General features: G+C 67.9%; 21 protein-coding genes. 14 read left to right on the top strand and 7 right to left on the bottom strand.

The window, feature by feature from the left end:
- Positions 1 to 233: 233 nt before the first annotated feature.
- Together hemW and rdgB are read right to left on the bottom strand one after the other, a co-directional pair.
- On the bottom strand, positions 234 to 1,388 hold the full coding sequence (gene hemW / locus AC4PRM_RS05145) for a radical SAM family heme chaperone HemW (RefSeq protein WP_492039029.1): 1,155 nt from the start codon (positions 1,386 to 1,388) through the stop codon (positions 234 to 236).
- Entirely contained in the window at positions 1,381 to 1,983 is a 603-nt protein-coding gene (gene rdgB, locus AC4PRM_RS05140; protein WP_492039028.1) for an RdgB/HAM1 family non-canonical purine NTP pyrophosphatase, read from the bottom strand. The genes hemW and rdgB overlap by 8 nt, the downstream gene beginning before the upstream one ends.
- 452 nt (positions 1,984 to 2,435) lie before the next feature.
- Between rdgB and AC4PRM_RS05135 the strand changes: the two genes are divergently transcribed.
- The 3 genes from AC4PRM_RS05135 to AC4PRM_RS05125 all read left to right on the top strand — a co-directional run bounded on the left by AC4PRM_RS05135 (position 2,436) and on the right by AC4PRM_RS05125 (position 3,906).
- The gene (locus AC4PRM_RS05135) at positions 2,436 to 2,999 is read left to right on the top strand and encodes a DUF2975 domain-containing protein (RefSeq protein WP_373256843.1); all 564 of its coding nucleotides are present in this window, start codon (positions 2,436 to 2,438) and stop codon (positions 2,997 to 2,999) included.
- 90 nt (positions 3,000 to 3,089) lie between these two features.
- The gene (locus AC4PRM_RS05130) at positions 3,090 to 3,350 is read left to right on the top strand and encodes a helix-turn-helix domain-containing protein (protein ID WP_373256844.1); all 261 of its coding nucleotides are present in this window, start codon (positions 3,090 to 3,092) and stop codon (positions 3,348 to 3,350) included.
- A 10-nt stretch (positions 3,351 to 3,360) separates the two neighbouring features.
- Complete coding sequence (locus tag AC4PRM_RS05125) at positions 3,361 to 3,906, top strand: Smr/MutS family protein (RefSeq protein WP_492039027.1); 546 nt, start codon at positions 3,361 to 3,363, stop codon at positions 3,904 to 3,906.
- Here the strand turns inward: AC4PRM_RS05125 and AC4PRM_RS05120 are convergent.
- On the bottom strand, positions 3,893 to 4,927 hold the full coding sequence (locus tag AC4PRM_RS05120) for an adenosine kinase (protein ID WP_492039026.1): 1,035 nt from the start codon (positions 4,925 to 4,927) through the stop codon (positions 3,893 to 3,895). The two genes, AC4PRM_RS05125 and AC4PRM_RS05120, sit on opposite strands and share 14 nt — an antisense overlap.
- Before the next feature lie 45 nt (positions 4,928 to 4,972).
- Between AC4PRM_RS05120 and AC4PRM_RS05115 the strand changes: the two genes are divergently transcribed.
- Positions 4,973 to 5,857: an ATP-grasp domain-containing protein gene (locus AC4PRM_RS05115; RefSeq protein WP_492039025.1), complete on the top strand. Its 885-nt coding sequence runs from the start codon at positions 4,973 to 4,975 to the stop codon at positions 5,855 to 5,857.
- 43 nt (positions 5,858 to 5,900) lie between these two features.
- The gene (locus AC4PRM_RS05110; RefSeq protein WP_492039024.1) at positions 5,901 to 6,959 is read left to right on the top strand and encodes a serine hydrolase domain-containing protein; all 1,059 of its coding nucleotides are present in this window, start codon (positions 5,901 to 5,903) and stop codon (positions 6,957 to 6,959) included.
- On the opposite strand, the gene nth is transcribed toward AC4PRM_RS05110, so the two are convergent.
- Entirely contained in the window at positions 6,956 to 7,690 is a 735-nt protein-coding gene (nth, locus tag AC4PRM_RS05105; RefSeq protein ID WP_492039023.1) for an endonuclease III, read from the bottom strand. The genes AC4PRM_RS05110 and nth overlap by 4 nt on opposite strands.
- Before the next feature lie 110 nt (positions 7,691 to 7,800).
- Here nth and AC4PRM_RS05100 point away from each other — a divergent pair, with 110 nt between their 5' ends.
- Together AC4PRM_RS05100 and AC4PRM_RS05095 are read left to right on the top strand one after the other, a co-directional pair.
- Complete coding sequence (locus tag AC4PRM_RS05100) at positions 7,801 to 8,556, top strand: creatininase family protein (protein ID WP_492039022.1); 756 nt, start codon at positions 7,801 to 7,803, stop codon at positions 8,554 to 8,556.
- A 20-nt stretch (positions 8,557 to 8,576) separates the two neighbouring features.
- Positions 8,577 to 9,080, top strand: coding sequence for a phasin family protein (locus AC4PRM_RS05095; RefSeq protein ID WP_492039021.1), 504 nt, complete (start codon positions 8,577 to 8,579; stop codon positions 9,078 to 9,080).
- Positions 9,081 to 9,123: 43 nt separating this feature from the next.
- Here AC4PRM_RS05095 and AC4PRM_RS05090 read toward each other — a convergent pair whose 3' ends face one another.
- The gene (locus AC4PRM_RS05090) at positions 9,124 to 10,569 is read right to left on the bottom strand and encodes an AMP nucleosidase (RefSeq protein ID WP_492039191.1); all 1,446 of its coding nucleotides are present in this window, start codon (positions 10,567 to 10,569) and stop codon (positions 9,124 to 9,126) included.
- 110 nt (positions 10,570 to 10,679) lie between these two features.
- Entirely contained in the window at positions 10,680 to 11,531 is an 852-nt protein-coding gene (locus tag AC4PRM_RS05085; RefSeq protein WP_373256851.1) for an alpha/beta hydrolase, read from the bottom strand.
- Between the two features lie 212 nt (positions 11,532 to 11,743).
- Here AC4PRM_RS05085 and AC4PRM_RS05080 point away from each other — a divergent pair, with 212 nt between their 5' ends.
- Positions 11,744 to 12,082, top strand: coding sequence for a hypothetical protein (locus AC4PRM_RS05080; protein ID WP_373256852.1), 339 nt, complete (start codon positions 11,744 to 11,746; stop codon positions 12,080 to 12,082).
- A 110-nt stretch (positions 12,083 to 12,192) separates the two neighbouring features.
- Here AC4PRM_RS05080 and AC4PRM_RS05075 read toward each other — a convergent pair whose 3' ends face one another.
- Positions 12,193 to 14,307 carry a S9 family peptidase gene (locus AC4PRM_RS05075; protein WP_492039020.1) on the bottom strand — a complete coding sequence of 705 codons (2,115 nt, stop codon included), beginning with the start codon at positions 14,305 to 14,307 and terminating at the stop codon, positions 12,193 to 12,195.
- Between the two features lie 104 nt (positions 14,308 to 14,411).
- Here AC4PRM_RS05075 and AC4PRM_RS05070 point away from each other — a divergent pair, with 104 nt between their 5' ends.
- From AC4PRM_RS05070 to addA, 6 genes are read left to right on the top strand one after another with little or no spacing between them, the layout of a single operon-like run.
- Positions 14,412 to 15,278: a GNAT family N-acetyltransferase gene (locus AC4PRM_RS05070; protein WP_492039019.1), complete on the top strand. Its 867-nt coding sequence runs from the start codon at positions 14,412 to 14,414 to the stop codon at positions 15,276 to 15,278.
- A complete protein-coding gene (tsaE, locus tag AC4PRM_RS05065) occupies positions 15,275 to 15,742 on the top strand; it encodes a tRNA (adenosine(37)-N6)-threonylcarbamoyltransferase complex ATPase subunit type 1 TsaE (RefSeq protein WP_492039018.1) in 468 nt (155 codons plus the stop codon). Before AC4PRM_RS05070 ends, tsaE begins: the two co-directional genes overlap by 4 nt.
- Complete coding sequence (gene amgK / locus AC4PRM_RS05060) at positions 15,735 to 16,823, top strand: N-acetylmuramate/N-acetylglucosamine kinase AmgK (protein ID WP_492039017.1); 1,089 nt, start codon at positions 15,735 to 15,737, stop codon at positions 16,821 to 16,823. Before tsaE ends, amgK begins: the two co-directional genes overlap by 8 nt.
- Positions 16,820 to 17,539 carry an N-acetylmuramate alpha-1-phosphate uridylyltransferase MurU gene (murU, locus tag AC4PRM_RS05055; RefSeq protein ID WP_492039016.1) on the top strand — a complete coding sequence of 240 codons (720 nt, stop codon included), beginning with the start codon at positions 16,820 to 16,822 and terminating at the stop codon, positions 17,537 to 17,539. Before amgK ends, murU begins: the two co-directional genes overlap by 4 nt.
- Complete coding sequence (gene addB, locus AC4PRM_RS05050; protein WP_492039015.1) at positions 17,536 to 20,607, top strand: double-strand break repair protein AddB; 3,072 nt, start codon at positions 17,536 to 17,538, stop codon at positions 20,605 to 20,607. Before murU ends, addB begins: the two co-directional genes overlap by 4 nt.
- Complete coding sequence (addA, locus tag AC4PRM_RS05045) at positions 20,604 to 24,047, top strand: double-strand break repair helicase AddA (RefSeq protein WP_492039014.1); 3,444 nt, start codon at positions 20,604 to 20,606, stop codon at positions 24,045 to 24,047. The genes addB and addA overlap by 4 nt, the downstream gene beginning before the upstream one ends.
- Positions 24,048 to 24,063: the final 16 nt, after the last annotated feature.

The raw sequence follows: 24,063 nt of genomic DNA, 5'->3' as shown, positions 1-24,063 counted from the left end.
AGCGGGCCGGGCCCGGTTCGCCTGTGCGTCCCGGCGCAACAGAGGAGATCGACGTGTCAAAGACCGGCTGAATCCCGCGCGGACAGGGTCCGGCAGGTTCAGACGAGGATTATACCCCGGCTGGGGAGTGTGGTGAGGAGAAAGCGGCCCTTGCGCCGGACCTGAGGGTCCAGTGTCTCCATTCACAGGCGCGAAGGGACGGGAGGATCAGGGTCCGGATTACACTCGTGGGATTATGTCAGAAGGGAGCTGAGAACGCTGTCCAGTACGGGTCGCCCCGTCGCGGTCGCGCGGACCTGTCCGGCCTCGACCTCCAGAAACCCGTCTGCGATCAGCTCGGCCAGCGGTCCCCCATCCACAGTCCGCCTCAGCGTCGCCAGCTCCGCCAGCGCCACACCTTCGACTGTGCGCAAACCCAGCAGGACCTTTTCCTCAGCGGCGTCGGAGGGGGAGAGGGGCTGGTGTTCACTCCAGGGGGTACCGGCCGCGACACCGGTGACATAGTCGGCGATGCCCCGCTGGGCGACCGTGGCGGTGCGGACGCCGTCCAGGGTCAGGCGGCCGTGGGCGCCGGGGCCGAGGCCCAGATAGTCGCCGCCGCGCCAGACATGCAGGTTGTGGCTGGAGCGGGCCGCGACGCCGCGCGCGTGGTTGGAGACTTCATAGGCGTCGAAACCGGCGGCCTGGAGCACGGTCTGCGTCGTCTCATAGAGGTCTGCCGCCAGATCCTCGTCCGGCGGCGACCAGGCCCCGCGGGCGACGGCGCGGCCGAAGGCGGTCGTGGGCTCGATGGTCAGCTGATAGGGCGAGATGTGCTCGAACCCCAGATCGAGCGCCTGGGTCAGGTCGTCGGTCCAGCCCGCCACCGTCTGGCCGGGGCGGGCATAGATCAGGTCGATCGACAGCCGGTCGAAGGCGCGGGCGGCGACGGCGACGGCGCGCCGGGCCTCGTCCGCCGAATGGTTGCGGCCCAGAAACCTTAGCGCCGCGTCGTCCAGCGCCTGGACCCCCATCGACAGGCGGTTGATGCCGGCGTCTCTCAGGGCCGCGAACCGGTCGGCCTCTGCATCGGTGGGATTGGCCTCCAGCGTAATCTCGATGGGTCCGAGGGGAGCGAACCGGCCCGTGGCAGCGGCGATGATGCGGGCCACGGCGTCGGGGGCCAGCAGGGAGGGCGTACCGCCGCCAAAGAAGATGGAGGCCAGGCGGCGCGGGCCGGTCAGGGCGGCCTGCGCCTCCAGATCGGCCAGGATCGCCTCGACCAGGCCGGCCTGTTCCCGATCCCGCCCCCGGTCGCGCACGACGTTGAAATCGCAATAGGGGCAGATGCGCGCGCAGTAGGGCCAGTGGATGTAGAGGGCCAGGGCGTCGGGACTGGCGTCAGTCAATCAACGCATCCCTCAGCTTTTCGAAGGCCCGGGCGCGGTGGCTGATGGAATCCTTGAAGGCGGGGTCCAGTTCGCCGAAGGTCTGGTTGTGGCCCTCGGGGGTGAAGATGGGGTCGTAACCGAAGCCGCGCGTGCCTCGGGGCGGAAACGTCAGGGCGCCGTCGACCCGGCCCTCGACCACCACGGCCGGACCGTTCGGCCAGGCCACGGCCAGGGCCGAGGTGAACCAGGCGCTGCGGTCTTGCGCGCCGATTTCCTCCAGCCGCTGCTCGACCTTCTTCATGGCGAAGGCGAAATCCTTGTCCGGCCCGGCCCAGCGGGCGGAGAAGATGCCGGGGGCCCCGTCCAGCGCCGCGATCGACAGGCCGGAATCGTCGGCAATGGCGACCTCTCCCGCCAGGTCCGCCGCATGGCGCGCCTTCAGCAGGGCATTGCCGACGAAGGTGCTCTCCGTCTCGTCCGGTTCGGGCAGGTTCAGGCTGCCGGCGGTGACGACGCTGTAATGTCCGCCCAGCAGGGCCTCGATCTCGGGCACCTTGCCGGGATTGTGCGTCGCCAGGACCAGACGCATCCCCTTGATTAGCTTCAGATTCATCGCCTTCACGCGCTCCGTTACAATCCATTGCCAAAGTTTAATATCGTTAAACGATATGTAACATGACTTCGTTCAGCGCACGGCCTATCTATTGTTTCAAGGACGGACGCCGCGACGTTCTCCGATCCAGCCGAAAACGGCAAGATCGATGCAGCGGAAACTAAACGAGGGGTGAAAACATCCCTCACTCAGGATCAACGGAGAACGACAATGAACACCATGAACGCTTCCTACTTCATCGAAAAGATCGGCCACGGCGTGATCAACACCATGCTGCTCGCCGCCCTGCCGGTCGCCCTGATCGCGACGCTCGTCCAAGGTCTGTAAGAACAAAACGGAGCTTTGACGATCGGCATGACAAGCGCGAGAGTTAAGACCGCGTGTGGGTTCGCCGGACCCCGCGCGGCATCCTCGCCCTCTGCCCCGGCCTGACGACGAATAGGCCTTATTGCATGCGCCTGCCGAGACTGAAATTTCCGGTGAATCGCCGAACTCGTGTTCCCGGCCTGTCCCTCGGTTCGATGACCAGCCTGTTGAGCGTAGCCCTTGGGGCCGCCTTCTGGATCCTGGCCCTGGTGACCATCGCCGTCACTGCTGTCTTCATTTTTCTCGTGTTTTTGCCTCTTGAGCAACTGAACCTGACGTTCAGGGACACGCAGGTTCCCGTAGGCCGGGCCTACATATTGTTCGGTGTCGGCGCGGCCTGTGCCTACCTGGGCGGATTTACCCTCATTCTCAGGCATCTGCGCCAGATCGTGCAGACACTGCGCATCGGCGACCCCTTTCATCCTGCCAATACCGGGCGCCTCAAGCAGATCGGCTTCATCCTGGCCGTCGTGACCGGCGGCGCGTGGATTGGCCAGAGCCTTGTGTCGCGCCTGGTGCGAGGCGCTATGGAAGCGCCCAGTCTGTTCGACCTGGTGACGCCCGCCTTTTCAGTTCTGGTGGTGACCGTGCTGGCGCAGATTTTCCGCGAAGGGGCGCGCCTGCGCCGCGAATCCGAACTGACCATTTAACTGGCAGCGCGGTCAGACGGCTCCGCCCTTCTGACGCTTCGCGCCGCCCTTCGGGTCGACCCGATGATTGCCGTTAGATAGAGAGACATCATGGCCATCCGCATCCAGCTTGACCGCATCCTGCTCGAACGGCGCATGTCGCTGACCGAGCTGGCCGATCGCGTGGGCGTGACCCTGGCCAATCTGTCGATCCTGAAGACGGGCAAGGCCCGCGCCGTGCGGTTCACCACCCTGGATGCCCTGTGCCGCGAACTGGATTGCCAGCCCGGCGACCTGCTGGCCTATGCGCCGGGGCCGCAGGATCAGGGTTCGGACGAGGATGCCGACGGGACCGCCTCCGGCACGACATGAGCCCCGCCTCGTGACCAGACGCGATGATCTGAGCCCCGACGACCGGCACATCTGGTCCCGCGTGGCCGGATCGGTGACGCCGTCCAAGCCGAAGAAGGCTCCGCGTATCGTCGTCGGGGCGGTCCAGCCCTATCCTCCAGCGGCGCCCCTTCCCACCGGCAAGGGCAAGGCTGCGCCCCGGCCGCTGCCGTCCTTTTCTCCAGCCGTATCTCCCCCCGCCTCCCGCAGCGTGCCCGAGGTGCTGGAGCCGCGTCGCCAGCGGCGACTGTCGCGCGAGCGCGATCCGATCGAGGCGCGGATCGACCTGCACGGCTATGGCCGGTTTCAGGCCCAGGACGCCCTGACCGCCTTTCTGATGGGGGCGCAGGCGCGGGGCTATCGCTCGGTACTGGTGATCACCGGTCAGGGGCGACGCGGCGGCACAGGCGTGATCCGGGGCTCGGTCCATGAGTGGCTGACCGGCCCGGCCCTGCGCGGGGTCGTGTCCGGCTTCGCCCCGGCGGCGCGGCACCACGGGGGCGACGGGGCGCTGTATGTGACGATCAGGCGGGGTTAAGAGCCAGCCCGGCCTCTTTCGCCAGCGCTTCCAGCGACGTCATGGGTCGTGGTCCCCAGTGGGCGATGACTTCCGCCGCCGCCAGCGACCCCAGCGTCCCGGCGTCCCTCAGCGACAGGCCGCGCGCGAGGCCCAGCAGGACGCCGGCGGCGTATTGGTCGCCCGCGCCGGTGGTGTCGATCACCTTGTCGACCGGGAAGGCGGCGACCTCGACCCGTTCGTTGCCGGACAGAAGCACCGAGCCCTCGGCCCCGCGCGTGATGGCGGCGACCTCGGTCATGGAGGCCAGGCGGGCGGCGGCGGCGTCGAAATCGTCTGTTTCGAACAAGGCGGCCAGCTCGGCCTCATTGGCCAGGACGATGTCGGCCGAGGCTTCGATGAAGGCCAGCAGTTCGGCACGCCAGCGGGCGACGACAAAAGTGTCAGACAGGGTGATGGCGACCTTGCGTCCGGCGGCGTGGGCGGCAGCGGCGGCGGCCTCGAAGGCGGCGCGGGCCGGGGCCGGGTCGAACAGATAGCCCTCCAGATAGACGATGGCCGAGGCCGCGATCTGGTCGGCATCGATGTCGTCCGCCGACAACTGGTTGGCGGCCCCCAGGAAGGTGCACATGGTGCGTTGCCCGTCCGGCGTGACATTGATCAGGCAGCGACCGGTGCCCAGACCCTGTTCGGCCCCGCCGGTCAGGACCGGGCTGTCGAAGGCCACGCCGGCGGCGCGGATGTCGTGGGTGAAGACGCCGCCCAGGGTGTCGTCCGCCACCTTGCCCACATAGGCGGCGCGACCGCCGAAGGAGCCGACGCCCGCCACGGTATTGCCCGCCGATCCGCCCGAGGCCTCGACGCCCGCCGCCATGGCATCATAGAGGGCCGCGCTTTGCTTCGCATCGACCAGCTGCATCGAGCCAGGCGTCAGGCCCTGGGCGTTCAGGAAGGCGTCGTCGCAGGGGGCCAGCACATCGACGATGGCATTGCCGACGGCGCAGACGTCGAAGAGAATTTCGGGCGAGGTGTTCTGGGTCATTGCGAGGCCTTACCCGGCGCGGGGCTTTCGCGCTAGATCGCCGCCATGACCCAGATCGCCGTCCTGACCCCCGACCCGTCCGATCCGTCCTATGCCGGTCAGTGGCCGGGCGTGCTGGAGCGGTTGCAGGCGGCACTGGCGACCCAGGGGATCGCGGTCGAGCCGATGCCTTGGACGGACTACATCGAGGATGGATCGCGGCTGGCGGCGTTTCCGCTGGTCCTGCCGCTGATCGTCTGGGGCTATCACCGCGATCATGCGCGTTGGGTGAAGGCCTGCGCGACGTGGGAGGCGGCCGGGGTGCGGATGCTGAACCCGCCGTCGGTGCTGACCTGGAACTCCGACAAATCCTATCTGCGGCGGCTGGCGGAGCGCGGCGTGGCCATGCCCCAGACGCAGTGGGTCGAGGGTGTGACCCAGGCCGATGTCGATGCCGCCTTCGACCGGTTCGGCACCGGGACGGTGGTGGTCAAGCCGCGTGTCTCCGGCGGGGCCTGGCAGACCCTGCGTCTGTCGCGCGGCGAACAGATGGAGGGCGCGCCGGACGGGGCGGCGATGATCCAGCCCTATCTGCCGTCCATCGAAACCGAGGGGGAGACCTCCCTGCTGATCTTCGGCGGCCGGCTCAGCCATGTGGTCAACAAGCGGCCCGTCAACGGCGACTTCCGCATTCAGGTCCAGTACGGCGGCCAGTATGTCGCCCTTCCGGAACCGCCCGAGGGGGCCTGGGCACTGGCGCAACAGACGCTGGCCGCGATCGACGAGGACCTGCTGTATGCCCGCATCGACATGGCGCGCGGGTCCGATGGGCAGTGGCTTCTGATGGAGGCCGAACTGATCGAGCCGGACTTCTACCTGGGCTCTGCGTCAGAGGGCGGACGGCGGTTCGCGGCGGCGGTGAAGGCCAGGCTGGCCCAGGCTGCGGCGTGAGGTCGCCTGTCGCGGACGGGGCGGCGTCCCCATGTCGATGGGCATGAAACGCCGACATCTCCTCGCCGCCGGCCTGAGCCTGCCCGCCCTGTCCGTGCCTCTGGTCGCCTGCGGCCAGTCGGCGGTGCCTGCCCCGGCTTCCGCCCCTCGCACCGAGGGTCTGGATGCTGCCCTGACGGCGTCGGCGGTCGAGGCGGCCCGTGATCTGCCCAAGATGCGCGCCCTGATCGTGGCGCGGGACGGCCAGCCTCTGGTCGAGGAGGTGTTGCGCGGGCCGGGGCTGGACACAGCCGTCAACGTCAAGTCCGCCTCGAAGTCCGTGCTGGCTGCCGTCGCCGGGGCGGCGATCGGCAAGGGGCTGCTGACCGGGGTGGATCAGACCGTCGCCCGCTTTCTGTCCGACCGGTTTCCGGCCAATCCCGATCCACGCCTGAATGCCCTGACGGTGGGCCATCTTCTGTCGATGCGGGCCGGTCTGGCCTCGACTTCCGGAGCCAACTACGGCGCCTGGGTGTCCAGCCGTGACTGGGTCCGCTACGCCCTGGCCCAGCCGTTCGAGAGCGATCCGGGCGGGACGCTGATCTATTCCACCGGCACCTCGCACCTGACCTCGGCGGTACTGACCCGGGCGTCGGGGCGGTCCACCCTGGCCCTGACGCGCGAACTGCTGGGCGAGCCTATGGGTCTGACCATTCCCGAATGGCCTGCCGACCCGCAGGGCATCTATTTCGGCGGCAACGAGATGCGCCTGTCGCCGCGCGCGCTGCTGGCGTTCGGCGAACTGTATCGCAACGACGGCCTGCATGAGGGTGTCAGGGTCCTGCCCGAGGGCTGGGTCGATGCGTCGTGGGAGCCGCGCGGAAACTCGCGCTGGACGGGCGACGGTCACGGCTATGGCTGGTGGATGCGCAAGGCGCGCGGCCACGATGTCTTCTATGCTTGGGGCTATGGCGGCCAGATGGTCTTTGTTGTGCCGGACCTGCGGCTGACGGTGGTGATGACGTCCGATTCCGCCCCGGTCGAGGCACGCGACGGCCATGTCCAGGCCCTGCATGCGCTCTTGGCTAACGGCTTCATCCCCGCCGCCAAGCGCGGGGCCTAGGCGGCCGCCTCACCTGACGCCATCAGGTCGCCGCGCGACGGGCACAGGTCCGAGATCACGCAGGCTGCGCACTTCGGCTTGCGGGCCGTGCAGGTGTAGCGACCGTGCAGGATCAGCCAGTGATGCGCCTTGGGCAGCCAGGCGGCAGGCACGACCTTGTGCAGTTGCGCCTCGACCTTGTCCGGCGTGGCGGCATTGGCCAGGCCCAGGCGGTGCGAGACGCGGAACACATGGGTGTCCACCGCGATGGCCGGCTCGATGCCCAGCTCGTTCAGCACCACGCTGGCCGTCTTGCGCCCCACGCCAGGCAGGGCCTGAAGATCGGCGCGGTTCAGCGGCACGACCCCGCCATGCTGCTCCAGCACGATCCGGCTCAGAGCGATCACGTTGCGGGCCTTGCCGCGATACAGACCGATGGAGGCGATGTAGGGCACCAGCCCCTCCTCCCCCAGGGCCAGCATCTTCGCAGGCGTATCGGCGACCTTGAACAGGCGATCCGTGGCCTTGTTGACCGAGACGTCCGTCGCCTGGGCCGACAGGGCGACGGCGACGACCAGGGTGAAGGGGTCGACGAAATCCAGCTCGGTCTTGGGTTCGGGCATGATGGCCGAAAGCCGCTCGAAGATCGTCTCGACGCGATCCTCGTCCGGCGGCCAGCCCAGGGCGCGGGGTGCGCGCTTGGGTGTCTTGGCTCTTGGTCTTGGGGGGTTCGGCACGGGCGGCATGATCATGGCTTCGCCGTCCAAGGCTTCCGGGTCAAGCCGAAGGCGGGCCGTTCGCGGTTGGCCACGTCCGGCAATCGGCCTAAACCGCACCCATTGTTGTTGAAGGAGCGTCGCCCATGCTGATCCATCTGTCGTCCTGGCCCGAGATCGATGCGCGGCTGAAACAGACGAAGACGATCGTGGTGCCGATCGGCTCCAACGAGCAGCACGGGCCGACCGGCCTTCTGGGCACGGACTGGATGTGTCCCGAGATCATCGCCCATGCGGCGGAGCAGGCCGATGAAAATCTGGTGGTCGCCCCGACCTTCAACATCGGCATGGCCCAGCATCATCTGGCCTTTGCGGGGACCATCTCCCTGCGCCCCTCGACCTTCATGGCCGCGATCACCGACTGGGTGTCGTCTCTGAGCCGGCACGGGTTCGAGCGGATCTATTTCCTGAACGGCCACGGGGGCAATGTCGCCACCATCGAGGCGACCTTCGCCGAGATCTATGCGGAGTGGAGCTTCGTCGAGGAGCGGCCTCCGTTCGTGCTGAAGCTGAAGAACTGGTGGGACCTGCCGGGCGTCAACAGCCTGTGCAATCGCCTCTTCCCGACCGGCCATGGCATGCATGCCACCCCCTCCGAGATCGCGGTGACCCAGGCCGCCTATCCGCAACACATCAAGACCGCCGACTACAGCCCGCAGATCGCACCGTCCGGGCCGATCCGCGATGCGCTCGACTACCGCGCACGCTTTCCCGACGGACGTATCGGCTCCGATCCGGCTCAGGCCAGTCCGGAAAAGGGCCAGACCATCATCGATGCCGCCGTGCCCGCCCTGCTCAAGGATGTGGCCGACTTCTCCAACGAGGTCTTGCCGGAGGCCTGAATGAGGCGCAGGGCTGAGCCATGACACAGATCGATCGCGCCGTGAAAACCGGCCGCAAGCTGACCCGCAACGCCAGTTCGGCCAGCCACACAGCCCTGTCCGGCGGCGAGATGCTGAGCGCGGCCGGTGACGTGATCGCCGCCCGGATGAAGATCATGGCCGACGGCATGACCGATCCGGCCAAGGTCGACCTGAAGGAAATGTCGCTGATGAGCAGCGAAAAGATCGAGGCCCTGTCGGAATCGGCGGCGGCCATGGGCAAGACCTTCGGCGACATCGGCCAGCGGCTGAACGCCAATGCCGTCACCGAGGCGGGCCTGGCCAGCCGCGCCGCTTCGGCTATCGCCGGGGCCTCGACCCCGGCGGCGGCCATGCAGGCGCAAGTCAGCTATGCCCTGGGCTGGTGGAGCCGGGCGGCGGGCCAGATGCTGACCCTCAACACCGAACTGCTGAAGGGTCAGGCCGAGGCGTTGAAGCCCATCCACCGCACGGCCGTGGCCAATGCCCGGCGGCTGAAGAAATAGGCCGAGAAATCTCCCTCCCCCGAAGTGGGGAGGGAGATTCACATTACCTGAACGGCGGCTCGTCGAAGGCGCGCAGCTTGCGGGAATGCAGGCGGTTGCCCTCGGCCCGCAGCAGGTCGATGGCGTGGATGCCGATCTGAAGGTGCTCCGAGATGGAGCCCTCGTAAAAGCGGTTGGCCTGACCCGGCAGCTTGATCTCGCCATGCAGGGGCTTGTCGGACACGCAGAGAAGCGTGCCGTAGGGGACGCGGAAGCGGTACCCTTGCGCGGCAATGGTGGCGGATTCCATGTCGATGGCCACGGCGCGCGACTGGTTGAAGCGCAGCGCCGACTTGGAATAGCGCAGCTCCCAGTTCCGGTCGTCGGTGGTCACGACCGTGCCGGTGCGCAGGCGACGCTTGACCTCTTCGCCCGGCGCGCCGGACACCTGTTTGGCCGCGTCGTACAGGGCGCGCTGGACCTCGGCGATCGAAGGGATCGGAATGTCCGGCGGCAGTACCGCGTCCAGCACGTGGTCGTCACGCAAGTAAGCGTGGGCCAGGACATAGTCGCCGATCGTCTGGCTGGGACGCAGGCCGCCGCAGTGGCCGATCATCATCCAGGCGTGCGGGCGGGTGACGGCCAGGTGGTCGCAGATCGTCTTGGCGTTCGACGGCCCGACCCCGATGTTGACCAGGGTGATGCCCGCATGGCCGGGTGCCGTCAGGTGATAGGCCGGCATCTGGTGCTTCTTCCAGGCCGCGTCCATCGCCGCCGCCTCCAGATCCGGCGTGTCTCGCGTCAGTAACACGCCGCCTGCACAGGACAGGGTCTCATAGGCGCTGTCCGGGTCGGTCAGCTGGGCGCAGGCCCAGCGCACGAACTCGTCGACATAGCGGTTGTAGTTGGTGAACAGCACATAGGACTGGACGTCCTCGACCGGTGTGCCGGTGTAGTGGCGCAAGCGCGCCAGGGAGAAGTCGGTGCGCAGGCCGTCGAACTGGGCCAGCGGAAAGTCCTTGCCCAGGTCGAACAGGCCGTCGGAAATCTCGTCGCCGATATGAGCCAGGTCCGTGGTCGGGAAATAGCGGGCGACGGCGGCGGTCTGGGTCCGGTCCAGCACGACGTCCGAGCCGTCCATCACATAGGGAAACGGAATCTCCTGTTCGGACGGGCGCACCTCGAATGTCGCGCCATAGTCCTGTTCCAGCAGGGTCAGCTGTTCCAGCAGATAGGATCGGTACAGGTCCGGCCGGGTTACGGTGGTCGCATAGACGCCGGGCCTGGACAGGCGGGCATAGGCGCGGCTGGCCAGGTTTTCAGGCCGGTCGCCGAACCAGCTGACCCGCAGTTCGGGATAGGCGAACAGGCCCTTGGCCCGGGCCTCGGCATCGGCGCGTTCGCCGGTTTTCAGGAAGCTGCCCACGGCGGCGCGCAAGTTCGCGACGGATTGGGCGTAGAGGGTTTCGAGGCGGTCCAGTGCCGCCAGGGCCTGCGTCGAGGCTGTCATTGTGTTTGTCATGATCTCCCCTAGCGGAAGAAGATGACCTTGGCGAGACGGCCACGCTTTGTTGTGGCGCTAGCGCTCGCAAGGCGGTTGCTCGCTGCTTTAGCGCGCGTTCAGCCCAGCTCGCGGCGCATAAAGCCGGTGACGTCGTCCAGAACGGGGGCCTTCTTGCGGAACAGGGGAGAGAAGGTCGCGATCAGGTCGGCGTGGTTCAGGCCGGGATAGAGTTTGGCCTCGCAGCGTCCGCCGACGGCGGTCATCCGTTCGCACAGGATGGTGGTGTCCTCGTCATGCACCACGACATCGTCGGTGCCGTGGCCCAGCCACAGGGGAGGCGCATCGGCGCGGGCGAAGGTAACCGGCTGGGTCAGGGTCGGGTCGGGCGCGCGGCCAAAGGCATTGCGCGAGGCGGCCACGTCGAAGGGCAGGAACTCATAGGGTCCGGCCAGACCCGCAGCCGCCTTGATCAGGGTCGGCTGGTCCACGGCCGCCATGTAGCGCCGGTCCAGCGCGATCATCATGGCCAGATGGGCCCCGGCGGAATGGCCGATGACGCCCAGGCGGGCCGGGTCGCCGCCATAGGTCGCAGCCAGCGCGCCCGCGCGGGCTGTGGCCTCCGCCGCGTCCTGGATGAAGGCCGGGAAGTGGACCTGGGGCACCAGACGGTAGTCAGGCACAAAGACGACGAAGCCGCGCGCGGCCAGAGCCTGCGCCGCCCAGCCATAGACGGTGCGATCCCCGGAATCCCAGCCGCCGCCGTAGAAGAAGACCAGAACGGGCAGGTTCGCGGCCTGGGCCGGAGCATAGACGTCCATCCTTTGGCGCGGGTCGTCACCGTAGGGCAGGTCCCGGGCGATCCGCCCGGCCCCGCGATCGCGCGGCCCGACCGCATTCAGCAGCGATAGCGGCGAACAGGCGGCGGCGGCAAGGCCCAGCAGGGGGGCGAACAGGCCTCTTCGGGTCATGGGTGTCCTGTTGAATGCGGCTTCGCGTCAGATACGCACGAAGCCGCGCTTCGGCTCAATCTCGAACGAAATTAATGCCCTGCCGGTCGACACTCGCCGCGTGCGTCATTTTTCATTCCCGAAACTGTCGTCAAAACTTTACAAATGCAGAAAAGAGCGCATTCTTATGTCCGAACCCGGAGCGAATTCGGGATGATTTGGAGGATTTCCTGATGCGCTTGTTCGCAGTTTCCGCCGCCACCCTGCTGGTTCTGGCCAGCGCCGCCCCTGCCCTGGCCCAGAACTTCTCGACGCAGAACCAGACGCAGCTTCCGCCCGCCCCGCGCGCGTCGCAACAGGTCGCCCAGCCGCGGGCCGTTATGGTCTGCGACGCCGACGCCGCCACCCGCGTCGCCTTCACCCGCGAATATGGTGCCGCGCCAGTGTTTATCACCGCGCGCCAGGCCGTCGAAGTGCGCCGCACGGGCGAGACCTGGTCCATGCCGCGCTGCATGACCGCCCGCGAACACGATCGCTACGTCAATCTGACCCGGTCGATCGCCGCGCGCTAATTTGCGCGCGCTCAAGCAACGAGGTCCCGCGGGCCGAGAGATAGCGTCCTAAAAAGAAAAGCCCCGCAGTCCGGTCGACTGCGGGGCTTCTGGCTGTTGTCAGCCCCGGATCACTCCGCCGGCTTCAGATACTTGTCCAGCCAGCCGAACACTTCGTTGTGCCACTGCTGGCTGTTGGCCGGGCGCAGCACCCAGTGGTTCTCGTCCGGGAAGACCACCAGCCGGCTGTCGATCCCCTTCCGTTGCAGGGCGGTGAAGGTCGACAGGCTCTGGGCGGTCGGAATGCGGAAATCGAGATCGCCCTGGATCACCAGCATCGGGTCGCGCCAGTTGCGGACGTGGTTGGCCGGGTTGAATTCCTGATACCCACGCGGGTTTTCCCAGGGCGTGCCGCCATATTCCCACTCGGTGAACCACAGCTCTTCGGTCGAATAGCCCATGCCGAAGGTGTCGAAGACGCCGTCGTGATTGACCAGGCATTTGAACTCGCCAGACCAGTTGCCCGCGATCCAGTTGATCATATAGCCGCCGTATGACGCGCCGAGCGCACAGGCGTTCTCGCCGTCGATGAAGTCGTACTTCTCCTGTGCCGCCGCCCAGCCCTTCTGCAGATCTTCGAGAGGGCGGTCGCCCCAGTGCTGGCTGATGGAGTCGGTGAAGGCCTGGCCGTAGCCGGTCGAGCCGTGGAAATCGATCATCACGACTGCGTAGCCTGCGCCCGCATAGGTCATGGGGTTCCAGCGGTAGGACCAGCTGTTGCCGAACGAGCCCTGCGGCCCGCCGTGGATCAGGAAGGCCACCGGGTATTTCTGGCCCTCCACCGCATTGGCGGGCTTGATGACATAGCCGTGGACCTCCTCGCCGTTCCAGCCAGCGAAGGTGAACTGCTCGGCCTCGCCGAAGGCACGGTCGTCCAGTTGCGGGTTCACATTCGTGATGCGGATCGGCATCTCGCGACCCCGGAACGTCTTGACGAACAGCTCGCTGGGCCGGGTCAGGCTGTCCTGGGCGAAGACGAAGCCGGACGGCGTCTGCTGGAAGGCCGAGACATGGCCCTCGCCCGTGATCGGCACGACGGAGCCGCTGGTCACATCGATGGCGAACAGACGGGTCTGCCCGACGTCACCGGCGGTGGTGTACAGGGTCTGGCCATCCTTCGACCATTGCAGGCTGTCCGCCGAACGGTCCCAGTTGGCCGCGATCTGGCGCACCTGCCCCGAGGCCACATCGCGCAGGAAGACCGCGTATTTGTCGGCCTCGAAACCGGGCCGGGCCATGGCGCGATAGGCCAGGGTGCGACCGTCGGGCGAAAACACCGGGCCGGTGTCCCAGGCCTCGTTGTCGTCGGTCAGGTTGTTCAGCTGTCCCGGAGCCGAGACAGAGACCTGATACAGATCGAAATTGGTGCTCCAGGGCTCGGACTGACCGGCCTGACGCGAGGCGAAGACGACCGACTGGCCGTCAGGCGCAAAGGTGAACTCGCTCTCGTCGCCGAAGGGCTTGGAGGGGGTGTCGCCGTCGAAGCCGCGCGTGACCCAGACGGGCTCGCCGATCGCGGCACCGGTGGCACCGATGTCCTGAACGAACAGATGGTTCTGGGTGTGGTCGTTCCAGGTGTCCCAGTGGCGCACGAACATGCGGTCATAGACCTGGCCGGTGTTCTTCTGGGCCGCCACGGCCTGGGCGCGCGCGACCGATGCCGCCAGGGTTTCGGCCTCGGGATAGACGGCCAGGGACACGACGACGCGCCCGGCGTCGGGGCTCAGGCGATAGGCGTTGACGTCGGTCGGCAGGTCGGTGACCTGCACCGGTCCGGTGCCGTCCGCCTCGGCCCGCCAGACCTGGCTGGAGCCGGACCGGCCCGACAGGAAGTACAGCTTGCCGTCCGCCCCCCAGCGCGCTGTGCTGGCCCCGCCCTCATTGATGGCCAGACGCACCGGCTCACCCGGATTGGTCAGGTCCAGAGCATACAGTGCGCCGGCGCGGCTGTTCGCCGCCACATCCGTGGTCGTCAGCGAATAGACGACCCAGCGCCCGTCCGGCGACACCTGCGGATCGCCCAGGCGATTGGCCGGGATCATGTCCTGGTAGGTGAAGGGCGTCTGGCTCTGGGCGGATGTGGCCGCGGCGGGTGCCACAACGGCGTGGGCCTCGGCCAGGGCCGGGACGGCAGCGACGAGCGCCAGGGCGCAGCAGGCGCTGGCAAGCAGGGAGCGGTGGCGCATCGGACGGTTCTCCTCAATCAGGCGACTGGCCTAGCACCGTCGTTCGCCCCGGCAAAGCCGGGCCGCTTGCGGAGGCCCATGCAAACGGCGACAACCGGACCTGCATGACCCCGACCGCTTCGGCCCCCTTAAAGACAAAGCCTGCACCGCACATCTGCGAGGTGCTGATCGCCGAGCGGGCTCCGCGGTTGACCCGATCGGTATTCTGGCCGGTGGTGCGCCCGCTGCTGTACCGCCTGCTGGGGTTTCGGCATGCCGTGCGGATGGCCGATGCGATCCTGCCCTTGTCGGGCCAGGAGGCGCTGCACCACGTCAGCAACTTGCTGGATCTGCGGGTCTCGACCCTGAATCTGGAGCGGATACCGGCCAGCGGTCGCTGCCTGATCGTCGCCAATCATCCGACCGGCATCGCCGACGGCATCGCGGTCTTCGACGCGGTGCGCAAACGTCGGGACGACGCCATCTTCTTCGCCAACGCCGATGCGATCCGTGTCGCCCCGCGCCTGGGGGAGGCCATCATCCCGGTCGAATGGGTGCATGAGAAGCGCACGCGTGAGAAGACCCGTGCCACGCTTCAGGCCGCAAAGGAGGCGTTCGAGGCGGAACGCTGCGTGGTCATGTTCCCCGCCGGCCGGCTGGCCCGCGTCGGCCCCGACGGTAGCTTGACCGATCCCGAATGGGCCCAGACGGCCGCGTCCTTGGCCCGCAAATACGACGCGCCCGTGGTGCCCATCCATGTGGCCGGGCCGACGTCGAAACTGTTCCATCTGTTCGACCGGTTCTCGCAGGAACTGCGGGACATCACCCTGTTCCACGAACTGCTCAACAAGAAGCGCGGGGCCTTCCAGCTCAAGGTCGGCAAGCCGATCCCGGCCCGACGGCTGGACATCGACGCGGGCAAGGCGACCTATGCGCTGAAGGCCTTCACCGAACGGGTCCTGCCCGGCCAGCCGGATGCGGATTTCGCATGAGCGGGCTGACCCTTCCTCTCGCTGATGCCGACGCCACCACACGGTTGGGCGCTACGCTTGCCCCACTCATGGGACACGGTGAAGCCCTGCTTCTATACGGCCCACTGGGCATGGGAAAATCGACTCTGGCGCGCGGCCTGATCCGCGCCCTGACGCGGCCCGACGAGGATGTGCCCTCGCCCACCTTCACCCTGGTTCAGTTCTATGACAGCGAGCCGCCGGTCGCCCATTTCGATCTCTACCGCCTGACCCGGCCGGAGGAGGCGGTCGAGATCGGGCTGGACGAGGCACTGGACACCGGCTTTGCCGTCATCGAATGGCCCGAACGTCTGGGCGACGATCCCGCCGCCTGGCTTGGGCCGGACCGCCTGATCGTCACACTGTCCGAAGACGGCGAGGGACGTGTTGCGACCGTTTCTGGCGTAGGGGCGTGGGAAGCCAAGTTGAAGGATCTGCATGTCTGACCGCGAGCATCAACGTCTGGAGTTTTTGAAGGCCGCCGGTCTGGGCGAGGCCGTGCGTGTCGCGCTGCCCGGCGATGCGTCCACGCGTCGCTATGAGCGGCTGACCTTGCCCTCAGGCACCACCCTGATGCTGATGGACCAAGCCGCCTCGGCCGAGAGTCCGCCTGCCGACCCTGCCTGGACGCCCGAGCAACGCCGCGTCTCCGGCTGGAACGCCACGGCCCGCCTGTCTGCGGGGCGGATCGAAGCCTTCGCGGCCGTGGCCGCGCATCTGCGCTCTTTGGGTCTGTCTGCGCCCGCGATCATCGCGGTCGATGCCGCGGCCGGGCTGGCCGTTCTTGAAGATTTCGGGGACGATCTTTTTGCGCGGGTCATCGAAGCGGGCGAGCCGGAGGAGCCGCTGTATCTGGCGGCGGTCGAGGCACTGGCGCGGCTTCATGAGGCTCCGACACCGGATGTCCTGAACGGCGCGGCGGGCGACTGGCCGCTACAAACCTACGACGCGACGGCGCTGCAAGGCGGGGCCGATCTGTTCGTGGAGTGGATGCCCCAACTGGAGCCAGGTCTCACTTTCGACGCCGCCGCCATCGACGACTGGCACTCGGCCTGGACTCCGGTGGTGGCGCGGGGCGAGGACGGGGCGACCGTCATGGCGCACCGGGATTACCATGCAGAGAACCTGATCCGGCTGCACGAGCGGGCAGGCCCGTCGCTGGTCGGCATGATAGACTTTCAGGACGCGGTGAAGGCCCATCCGTCCTGGGACCTGCATTCCCTGCTCCAGGATGCGCGACGGGATGTGTCGCCTGCGCTGGAGGCCCGGGCTCTGGATCATTATTTCGCCCTGCGGCCCCAGGTCGAGCGCGAGGCCTTCATGCAGGACTATGCCGGTCTGGCGGCACTGAACGAGGCGCGCATCCTGGGCATTTTCGCGCGCCTGATCGTGCGGGATGGCAAGCCGCGCTATCGCGCCTTTATGCCGCGCATGTGGCGGCATCTGAGTGCCAATCTGGACAAGCCGGGGCTGGAGCCGGTCCGCGACTGGTTCGCCCGACACGTGCCCGAGGACAGCCGCCGATGAGCACCGCCCCAAAAACTGCCATGGTTCTCGCCGCTGGTCTGGGCACCCGCATGCGTCCGCTCACCGACGACCGGCCCAAGGCACTGGTCGAGGTCGGGGGACGCGCCCTGATCGACCATGTGCTGGACCGGCTGGCGGACGCGGGCGTCGAAAAGGCCGTCGTCAATGTCCACTGGTTCGCTGACCGTCTGGAGGCGCATCTGGCCGCACGAGGGCGCGGGCCCGAGATCTTCATTTCCGACGAACGGGCCGAGCTTCTGGAAACCGGCGGCGGGCTGAAGAAGGCCGCATCCCTGCTGGGCGACGCGCCGGTGTTCGTGGCCAATATCGACAGCGTCTGGCTAGACCGGGGCAACGCCCTATCTGAATTGTCTCGCCTGTGGGACTCGGAGAATATGGACGCGGCCCTGCTGCTGGCCCGCCGTGAGGGATCCATCGGCTTCGAGGGCGACGGGGACTTCTTTCTGGCGGACGATGGGCGGCTGACATTCAGGGGCGAGGCGGCGTCGGCGCCGTTCGCCTATATGGGCGTCCACATCTGTCGGCCCGACTATGTCGCCGAGGGTCCCGAGGGGCCGTTCTCCCTCAGCGGCCTGTGGCGGAAGTCGGCGGCGGCAGGGCGGCTTTATGGCTGCGTGCTGGACGGCGACTGGATGCATGTCGGCTATCCCCAGGCCCGCGACGAGGCCGAGGCCCGGCTGGCGCAGGGCGGATGAACACGGCGTTCGACCCCTTCTCGGGCCCCTCCCCGCGCTGGTACGCCATCGAGGCGCGACGGCCGTTTCTGGACGATCTGGCGGCGGGCGTTCTGGCCTGGCTGGGCGAACATCCGCCCGAGTCCCTGTCCGATGCCGTCATCCTTCTGCCCAATCGCCGGGCGGCGCGGGCCTTCACCTCGGCGCTGACCCGTCAGGCGCAGGGGCGATCCCTGCTGTTGCCGCAGGTCCGACCGCTGGGCGATCTGGAGGAGGACGAGCCGCCGTTCGCGCCCGGCGAACTGGGTCTGGACCTGCCGCCCGCGATCGCCCCCCTGACCCGCCGGTTCGAAATGGCGCGGATGATTGTCGAGGATTTCCGGCCCGGCCTGACTCCCCTGCGGGCGCTGGAGATGGCCGACGCCCTGGGCAACTTTCTCGATTCCTGCCAGCTGGAAGAGGTCGAGGACGTGGCGCGGGTCGCCACCCTGGTCGAGGGCGATCTGGCCGAGCACTGGCAGGCGTCGGCAGAGTTCCTGGGTCTGGCCGTCGAGGCCTGGCCCCGGCGGCTTGACGCCATGGGCCTGGTCGATCCGGCCTGGCGTCGGGCGAAGCTGCTGCGTCTGCTGGCCACGGCCTGGACCGAGCGCCCGCCGCAGCAGCCCGTGATCGCCGCCGGTTCGACCGGGTCCGCACCGGCCGCCGCCGACGTGCTGGCCGCCGTCGCCGCGGCGCCGCAGGGGTGCGTGGTTCTGCCCGGGCTGGACTTCGATCTGGATGCCCGTGTCTGGGAAGACCTGGGTGAAAGCGAACAGCACCCGCAGAACGCCTTTTGGCGTCTGCTGAACCGTGCCGCGGTCGCGCGCGATCAGGTCCGGCCCTGGTTCCAGCCGCCCGAACCAGCCGAGACCGCATCGCGTGGTCGCGCGCGCCAGCGGCTGCTCAACGAGGCCCTGCGTCCGGCCAAGTCCACCGCCGACTGGCGCCAGACGATCCGCGATCTACGCGCCAGCGCCGCCAGCTTACAATCTGCCGATCCGATCGCCGAGGGGCTGGAGGGCCTGTCGGTCGTCACGGTCCGGGCTGAGGAAGATGCCGCCGCCGCCATCGCTCTGATGATGCGCGAGACTCTGGTAGAGCCCGGCAAGACCTGTGCCCTGGTCACCCCCGACCTGGCCCTGGGGCGACGGGTGGAGGCGCGGCTGGAGCGATGGGGGATCACGGCAGACAGTTCGTCCGGCCAGCCGCTGTCGCGGATGGCGGCAGGGCGGCTGGTCGATCTGGTGGCCCGGTTCATGGCCGAGCCGCTGGACCCGCATGTGCTGCTAGGCCTGCTGAAACATCCGTTGGTCCGGATCGACATGAACGACGCCGATTACGGGCAGGCGGTTGCAGCTATGGAACGTCATGCCCTGCGCGGCCCCCGCCGCCGGGACTGGGCCGGGGCACGGCGCGCCTTGCTTAAGGCTACACAGCCTCGTGACGACGGCCAACTGCCTTCGGACCGTACAAGGGCCGATGTCGCAATGGCGGGACACTTGCTGGATCGACTGGAGTCGCTGTCGGGCAGGGCACGCCCGGCCCTGTTGCCGACCGACTCGCTGGACGAGGCGGCGCGCGCTCTGACCCGCCTGATCGAAAGTCTGGCAGGCTCCGAGGTCTGGGCCGGTCCGGATGGAGAGGCGGCTGCGGCCTTGCTGTCCAGCCTTATCGAGGGTGGTGCGGCCCTGCCGCCGGTGGCGCCGGCCGAGATGGCCGATCTGGTCTCGACGCTTCTGACGGAACAGACGGTGCGGACGGGTGGGGCCAGCCAGCCGCGCCTGCGCATTCTGGGGGCCATCGAGGCACGGCTGGTGCGGGCCAACCGGATGATCCTGGCCGGGCTGGAGGAGGGCGTCTGGCCCAATGCCGCCCCGACCGATCCCTTCCTGTCGCGGCCGATGCGCAAAAGTCTGGGCCTGCCGCCGCCCGAGCGTCGCCTGGGCCAGACCGCCCAGGATTTCGTCCAGGCGGCCTGCGCCGATGACGCCATCCTGGTCCATTCCGAGCGCCGCGGCGGCCAGCCAGCAGTCAAGTCGCGCTGGCTGTGGCGGCTGGAAATGCTGACGCGCGGTGCTGATTCCGAGGCCACCCCTGTGCGCGTGCACCAGCCGTCGATCCAGCTGCATCAGACCCGCGCCCTGGACGCCCCGACCCGCACCACGCCGGGCTATGCCCGCCGCCCCGCGCCCCGACCGCCGGTCGAGCGCCGTCCGCGACAACTGCCGGTGACCGGCGTCGAACGCTGGGTGCGCGATCCTTACGCGGTCTATGCCCGCTATGTGCTGAACCTGCGGCAGCTGGACCGGCCCGGTCAGTCGGCCGAGGCCATCGCGCGTGGTCAGGCTGTGCACAAGGCGGTGGAGCGACTGACCCTCAGCTGGCCCGACGTCCTGCCCGACGATTGCGAGGGCGAGATTTCCAAGCTGCTGCATGAGGAACTGACCCACCACGGCTTCGAGGACGCGGCCATGGCGCGCGAGGCCCCGCTGGCCCGCAATGCCGCCCGCTGGCTGGCCGGGTTCGAGATGCGGCGTCGCGCGCGCGGCATCGACATCCGAGTAGAGGAGACGCTGTCCCTGACGTTCGACGCCCCCGCCGGGCCGTTCACCCTGACGGCCAAGGCGGACCGGCTCGAGCTGTCGGGGTCCGGCGCGGCGGTTCTGGATTTCAAGACCGGACAGATCCCTTCGGCCAAACAGTTGAAGACCGGCTTTTCGCCCCAACTGACCCTGACCGGGGCCATTTTGGCGGAGGCGGGATCGAAGACCTCCGGCCCGGTTGAGCCGGAGGAGCTGACCTACGTCCGCGTCGTAGGGCGCAAGGTGCCGGGCGAGGCGAAGACCCTGGCGGAGGGGGCGGAGGCGGCGCATCTTTCGCAGGCGGCGCTCGCCGGTCTGAAGGCGCGGGTGGCGCGGTTCGACAGTGAACGCACCCCCTATCTGAGCTGGGTCGCGCCTCAGTTCATGGGCAATTTCGGCGGCAACTACGACCATCTGGCCCGCGTCTGGGAATGGCATGTCGTCGGTGGCGAGGAGGGCGAGACATGAGCGCGAACCTCTCAGCCCGCATCCTGCCCGACCCCAATCAGATCGCGGCGGCCGACCCGCGCCAGTCGGTCTTCGTCACCGCCAATGCGGGGTCGGGCAAGACCTCGACCCTGGTCGACCGGGTGGCGCGTCTGCTGCTGGAGGAAGTCCAGCCCGGCGAGATCCTGTGCGTCACCTATACCAAGGCCGCCGCCGCCGAGATGCAGGCGCGGCTGTTCGACCGTCTGGGGGCCTGGGCGGTCATGGACGACCGGGCGCTGGCCCGTTCGCTGGCCGATCTGGACGGGCGGGATGAGGCGGCGCTGTCGGACCTGGACCTGTCCAAGGCGCGCCAGCTGTTCGCCAAGGCGCTGGATACGCCGGGCGGGCTGAAGATCCAGACCCTGCATGCCTTCTGCGAAAAGCTGCTGCGGCGGTTTCCGATCGAGGCGGGTGTCACGCCGGGTTTCACCGTGCTGGAGGATCAGGCCGCGACGGCTCTGTCGCACGGCGCGCGCGAGGATCTCGCGCGGGAAGCCCTGAAGGACGAGGACGGCGCGATCGGCCGGGCCTATGCCCATTTCGCGGTCGAGCTGAGCTGGCCCGATTTCGAGGCCCTGCTGGCCCGGGTGGAGCAGGATCGCGTCCGTCTGATCGACTATACCCGCCGCGTGGTCGAGGGACTGGCCCCCGGCCCGCACGCCTTGGTCGGGGCCGATCCAGACCGCGACGTAGCGTCTATTCAGGACGACTTCATGCGCTGGCTGGACCACGCCGAATGGCTGGCCGTCGCCGAACAGATGGCGACCGGCAGTGCGGATGACCAAAAGTGCGCCGAGCGAATGTGGAGCGCGGACTGGACTTTTCCAGCGGTAGCCGGAGTCTTTCTAACCGAAGGCAAAGCAAGGTCCCGGATCGCGACCAGCAAAGCACCGCCTGATGCCAAGGCTTGGCTAACGGCGATGCAGGACAAGGTGGTCTCGGCACTGGGACAGGTGCGCAAGGCTCGCGTCGCCGAGGACACCGTCCACGTCCTGACCCTGGCCCAGGCGCATGGTGCCCTCTATGACCAGGCCAAGGAAAAGAAGGGTGCGCTCGACTTCGGCGATCTGGTCGCGCGGACGGTCGAGCTGCTGACCGTTCGGGCCAGCGCCGCCTGGGTTCTGTACAAGCTGGACGGCGGCATCGAACACGTCCTGATCGACGAGGCGCAGGACACCGCCCCCGAGCAATGGGACATCCTGAGGGCCCTGACCGAAGGCTTCTTTGCGGGCGAAGGCTCGCAGCGTTTCGGGGCCGGTCATGTGGACCGGACCGTCTTCGCCGTCGGCGACGAGAAGCAGTCGATCTATTCCTTCCAGGGCGCACGGCCCGAGCGGCTGCGGCAGGAGGCGCAGCGGTATGACGGTCTGGTGCGCGGGGCAGGACAGGCCTTCGAAGGCGTCGAACTGGCCACCTCTTTCCGCTCCACGCCCGAGATTCTGGCCTTCGTGGACGCGGTCTTCGAAGGCCCGGCGCGCACCACTGCGTTGGTCGGGCAGGAGATCGCGGCCATCCCGCCTCATAAAGCCATGCGCGCGGGCGATCACGGCTGTATCGACCTGTGGCCGCTCTACATCGACGAAAAACCGCCCGAGCGCGACGCCTGGGACGACCCGCTGGATCAGGAGCCGGTCCAGAGCGCGCGCAAGCGGATGGCCGGGGACCTGGCCCGCGAGATCAAGCGCCAGGTCGAGACCGGTGTGGCGGTGCAGGACAAGGCTAAACGGGAACTTCGCCCCTGCGGCTACGGCGATTTCCTGATCCTTGTCCGCCGCCGCGACGCGACGTTCGAGGAGATCATCCGCGCCCTGAAATCCGCCGGCGTGCCGGTGGCAGGGGCGGACCGGCTGAAGCTGTCGTCGCATATCGTATTTGACGACCTGATCGCGATGGCGAGGTTCGTTCTGTTCCCCGACGACGACCTCAGCCTGGCGGGCATCCTGCGCAGCCCGTTCTGCGACGTGGACGAGGACGGGCTTTACGAACTGGCGGGATCGAATCCGAAGCGACGCAGGTTGTGGCAGGAGTTACAGCGTCGGGCGATCGAGCGCACGGAATGGCGGCGGGCGCGCGACCTGCTGGCCTTTGCAATCGGGGCCCGCGATCGGGATCCCTTCGCCTTCTTTTCGGCCCTGCTGAACCGGGTGGACGAGACAGGTGTCTCGGGCCGGGCGCGCGTCCTGACCCGGTTGGGGCGCGAGGCGGAGGAGGCGATCGACGAGACGTTGAACCAGGTCCTGGCCGCCGAACAGCGCGGCGCGACCGATCTGGAAACCTGCCTGGCCCTGCTGGAGGCTGCCGACGTCGAGGTGAAGCGCGAGCTGGAGGGGGCGCGGGGCGAAGTACGTGTCATGACCGTGCACGGGGCCAAGGGGCTTGAGGCACCGATCGTGATCCTGCCTGACACCACGGCGCGGGCTAAGGCGCAGGGGCCGACATTGATGCCGGTGGAACAACCGGACGGAACCGAGGCCTGGCTGATGTGCCCTGGCTCAGAGAAAGAAGACTGCGAGGCCTCGGGCGAAGCGCGTCAGGCGCGTCAGGACCGGGTCGATGCCGAGACGCTGCGACTGCTTTACGTCGCCCTGACGCGGGCGCGGGACCGGATCGTGATCCTGGGGCGTGGCAGCGGCAAGTCGAAGCTGGGCTATGACGAGGGCAGCTGGTGGGCGGTCCTGACCGAGACCTTCGAGCGTCTCGGCGCGCAGGTGCGCAACATCGGCGACGGCCGTCAGAGGTTCGGTGTCGATCCGGCCGTCCTTGCGGTGGGCGTCGGTGCCGTCGCCGAGACAATCGAGGTCCCGGCCTGGGCACGCACAGAACCCGCGCCCGATACCGCCGCCCGTTTCGCCTCGCCTTCGACGATGGAGGGTGCCGTGCGCATCGCTGCGCCATCGCCGCTCGCGAAATCGGGTGTGTCGCTGGGCCGGTTCCGCCGGGGCGACCTGATCCACCGCCTGCTGGAACGGCTCCCTGACATCGCGCCTGACGACCGCGCAAAAGCGGCCTTGCGCATGCTGTCGCGCGAGCGAGACATCGACGAGGTGCAGCGCCATGAGATGATCGGGGCAGCTTTCGGCGTTCTCGACGATCCCCGGTTCGCGCCCGTGTTCGGGCCGGGTTCGCGTGCCGAAGTGGCCCTGACCGGCGTCGTGGATAGCGTACCTGTCTCGGGACGGATGGATCGGCTGGTGATCGAGCCGAACCGCATTCTGGTCGTCGATTTCAAGAGCAATCGACCCGCACCGGACCGGATCGAAGACGCCGATCCGGCCTATGTGCTTCAGGCGGCGCTGTATGTCTCCATCCTGCGACAGCTTTATCCGGTCCGCCCGGTCGAAGCCGCCCTGGTCTGGACGGATGGGCCCAGGCTGATGCCGGTGCCCGATACCCTGCTTGAAGCCGCACTGTCGCGTTAAGCCGGAAAGGCGCGTT

The sequence above is a fragment of the Brevundimonas sp. DW-iso22 genome, assembly GCF_058725425.1.
Note: the sequence above shows the minus strand (reverse complement) of the source record. Positions and strands in the feature narration are given on the sequence as shown.

Coding starts and splice junctions, on each gene's coding strand:
- rdgB (WP_492039028.1), bottom strand. CDS start 1,983: ATGAATCTGAAGCTAATCAAGGGGATGCGTCTGGTCCTGGCGACGCAC.
- AC4PRM_RS05135 (WP_373256843.1), top strand. CDS start 2,436: ATGCGCCTGCCGAGACTGAAATTTCCGGTGAATCGCCGAACTCGTGTT.
- AC4PRM_RS05130 (WP_373256844.1), top strand. CDS start 3,090: ATGGCCATCCGCATCCAGCTTGACCGCATCCTGCTCGAACGGCGCATG.
- AC4PRM_RS05120 (WP_492039026.1), bottom strand. CDS start 4,927: ATGACCCAGAACACCTCGCCCGAAATTCTCTTCGACGTCTGCGCCGTC.
- AC4PRM_RS05115 (WP_492039025.1), top strand. CDS start 4,973: ATGACCCAGATCGCCGTCCTGACCCCCGACCCGTCCGATCCGTCCTAT.
- AC4PRM_RS05110 (WP_492039024.1), top strand. CDS start 5,901: ATGAAACGCCGACATCTCCTCGCCGCCGGCCTGAGCCTGCCCGCCCTG.
- nth (WP_492039023.1), bottom strand. CDS start 7,690: ATGATCATGCCGCCCGTGCCGAACCCCCCAAGACCAAGAGCCAAGACA.
- AC4PRM_RS05100 (WP_492039022.1), top strand. CDS start 7,801: ATGCTGATCCATCTGTCGTCCTGGCCCGAGATCGATGCGCGGCTGAAA.
- AC4PRM_RS05095 (WP_492039021.1), top strand. CDS start 8,577: ATGACACAGATCGATCGCGCCGTGAAAACCGGCCGCAAGCTGACCCGC.
- AC4PRM_RS05090 (WP_492039191.1), bottom strand. CDS start 10,569: ATGACAGCCTCGACGCAGGCCCTGGCGGCACTGGACCGCCTCGAAACC.
- AC4PRM_RS05085 (WP_373256851.1), bottom strand. CDS start 11,531: ATGACCCGAAGAGGCCTGTTCGCCCCCCTGCTGGGCCTTGCCGCCGCC.
- AC4PRM_RS05080 (WP_373256852.1), top strand. CDS start 11,744: ATGCGCTTGTTCGCAGTTTCCGCCGCCACCCTGCTGGTTCTGGCCAGC.
- AC4PRM_RS05075 (WP_492039020.1), bottom strand. CDS start 14,307: ATGCGCCACCGCTCCCTGCTTGCCAGCGCCTGCTGCGCCCTGGCGCTC.
- AC4PRM_RS05070 (WP_492039019.1), top strand. CDS start 14,412: ATGACCCCGACCGCTTCGGCCCCCTTAAAGACAAAGCCTGCACCGCAC.
- tsaE (WP_492039018.1), top strand. CDS start 15,275: ATGAGCGGGCTGACCCTTCCTCTCGCTGATGCCGACGCCACCACACGG.
- amgK (WP_492039017.1), top strand. CDS start 15,735: ATGTCTGACCGCGAGCATCAACGTCTGGAGTTTTTGAAGGCCGCCGGT.
- murU (WP_492039016.1), top strand. CDS start 16,820: ATGAGCACCGCCCCAAAAACTGCCATGGTTCTCGCCGCTGGTCTGGGC.
- addB (WP_492039015.1), top strand. CDS start 17,536: ATGAACACGGCGTTCGACCCCTTCTCGGGCCCCTCCCCGCGCTGGTAC.
- addA (WP_492039014.1), top strand. CDS start 20,604: ATGAGCGCGAACCTCTCAGCCCGCATCCTGCCCGACCCCAATCAGATC.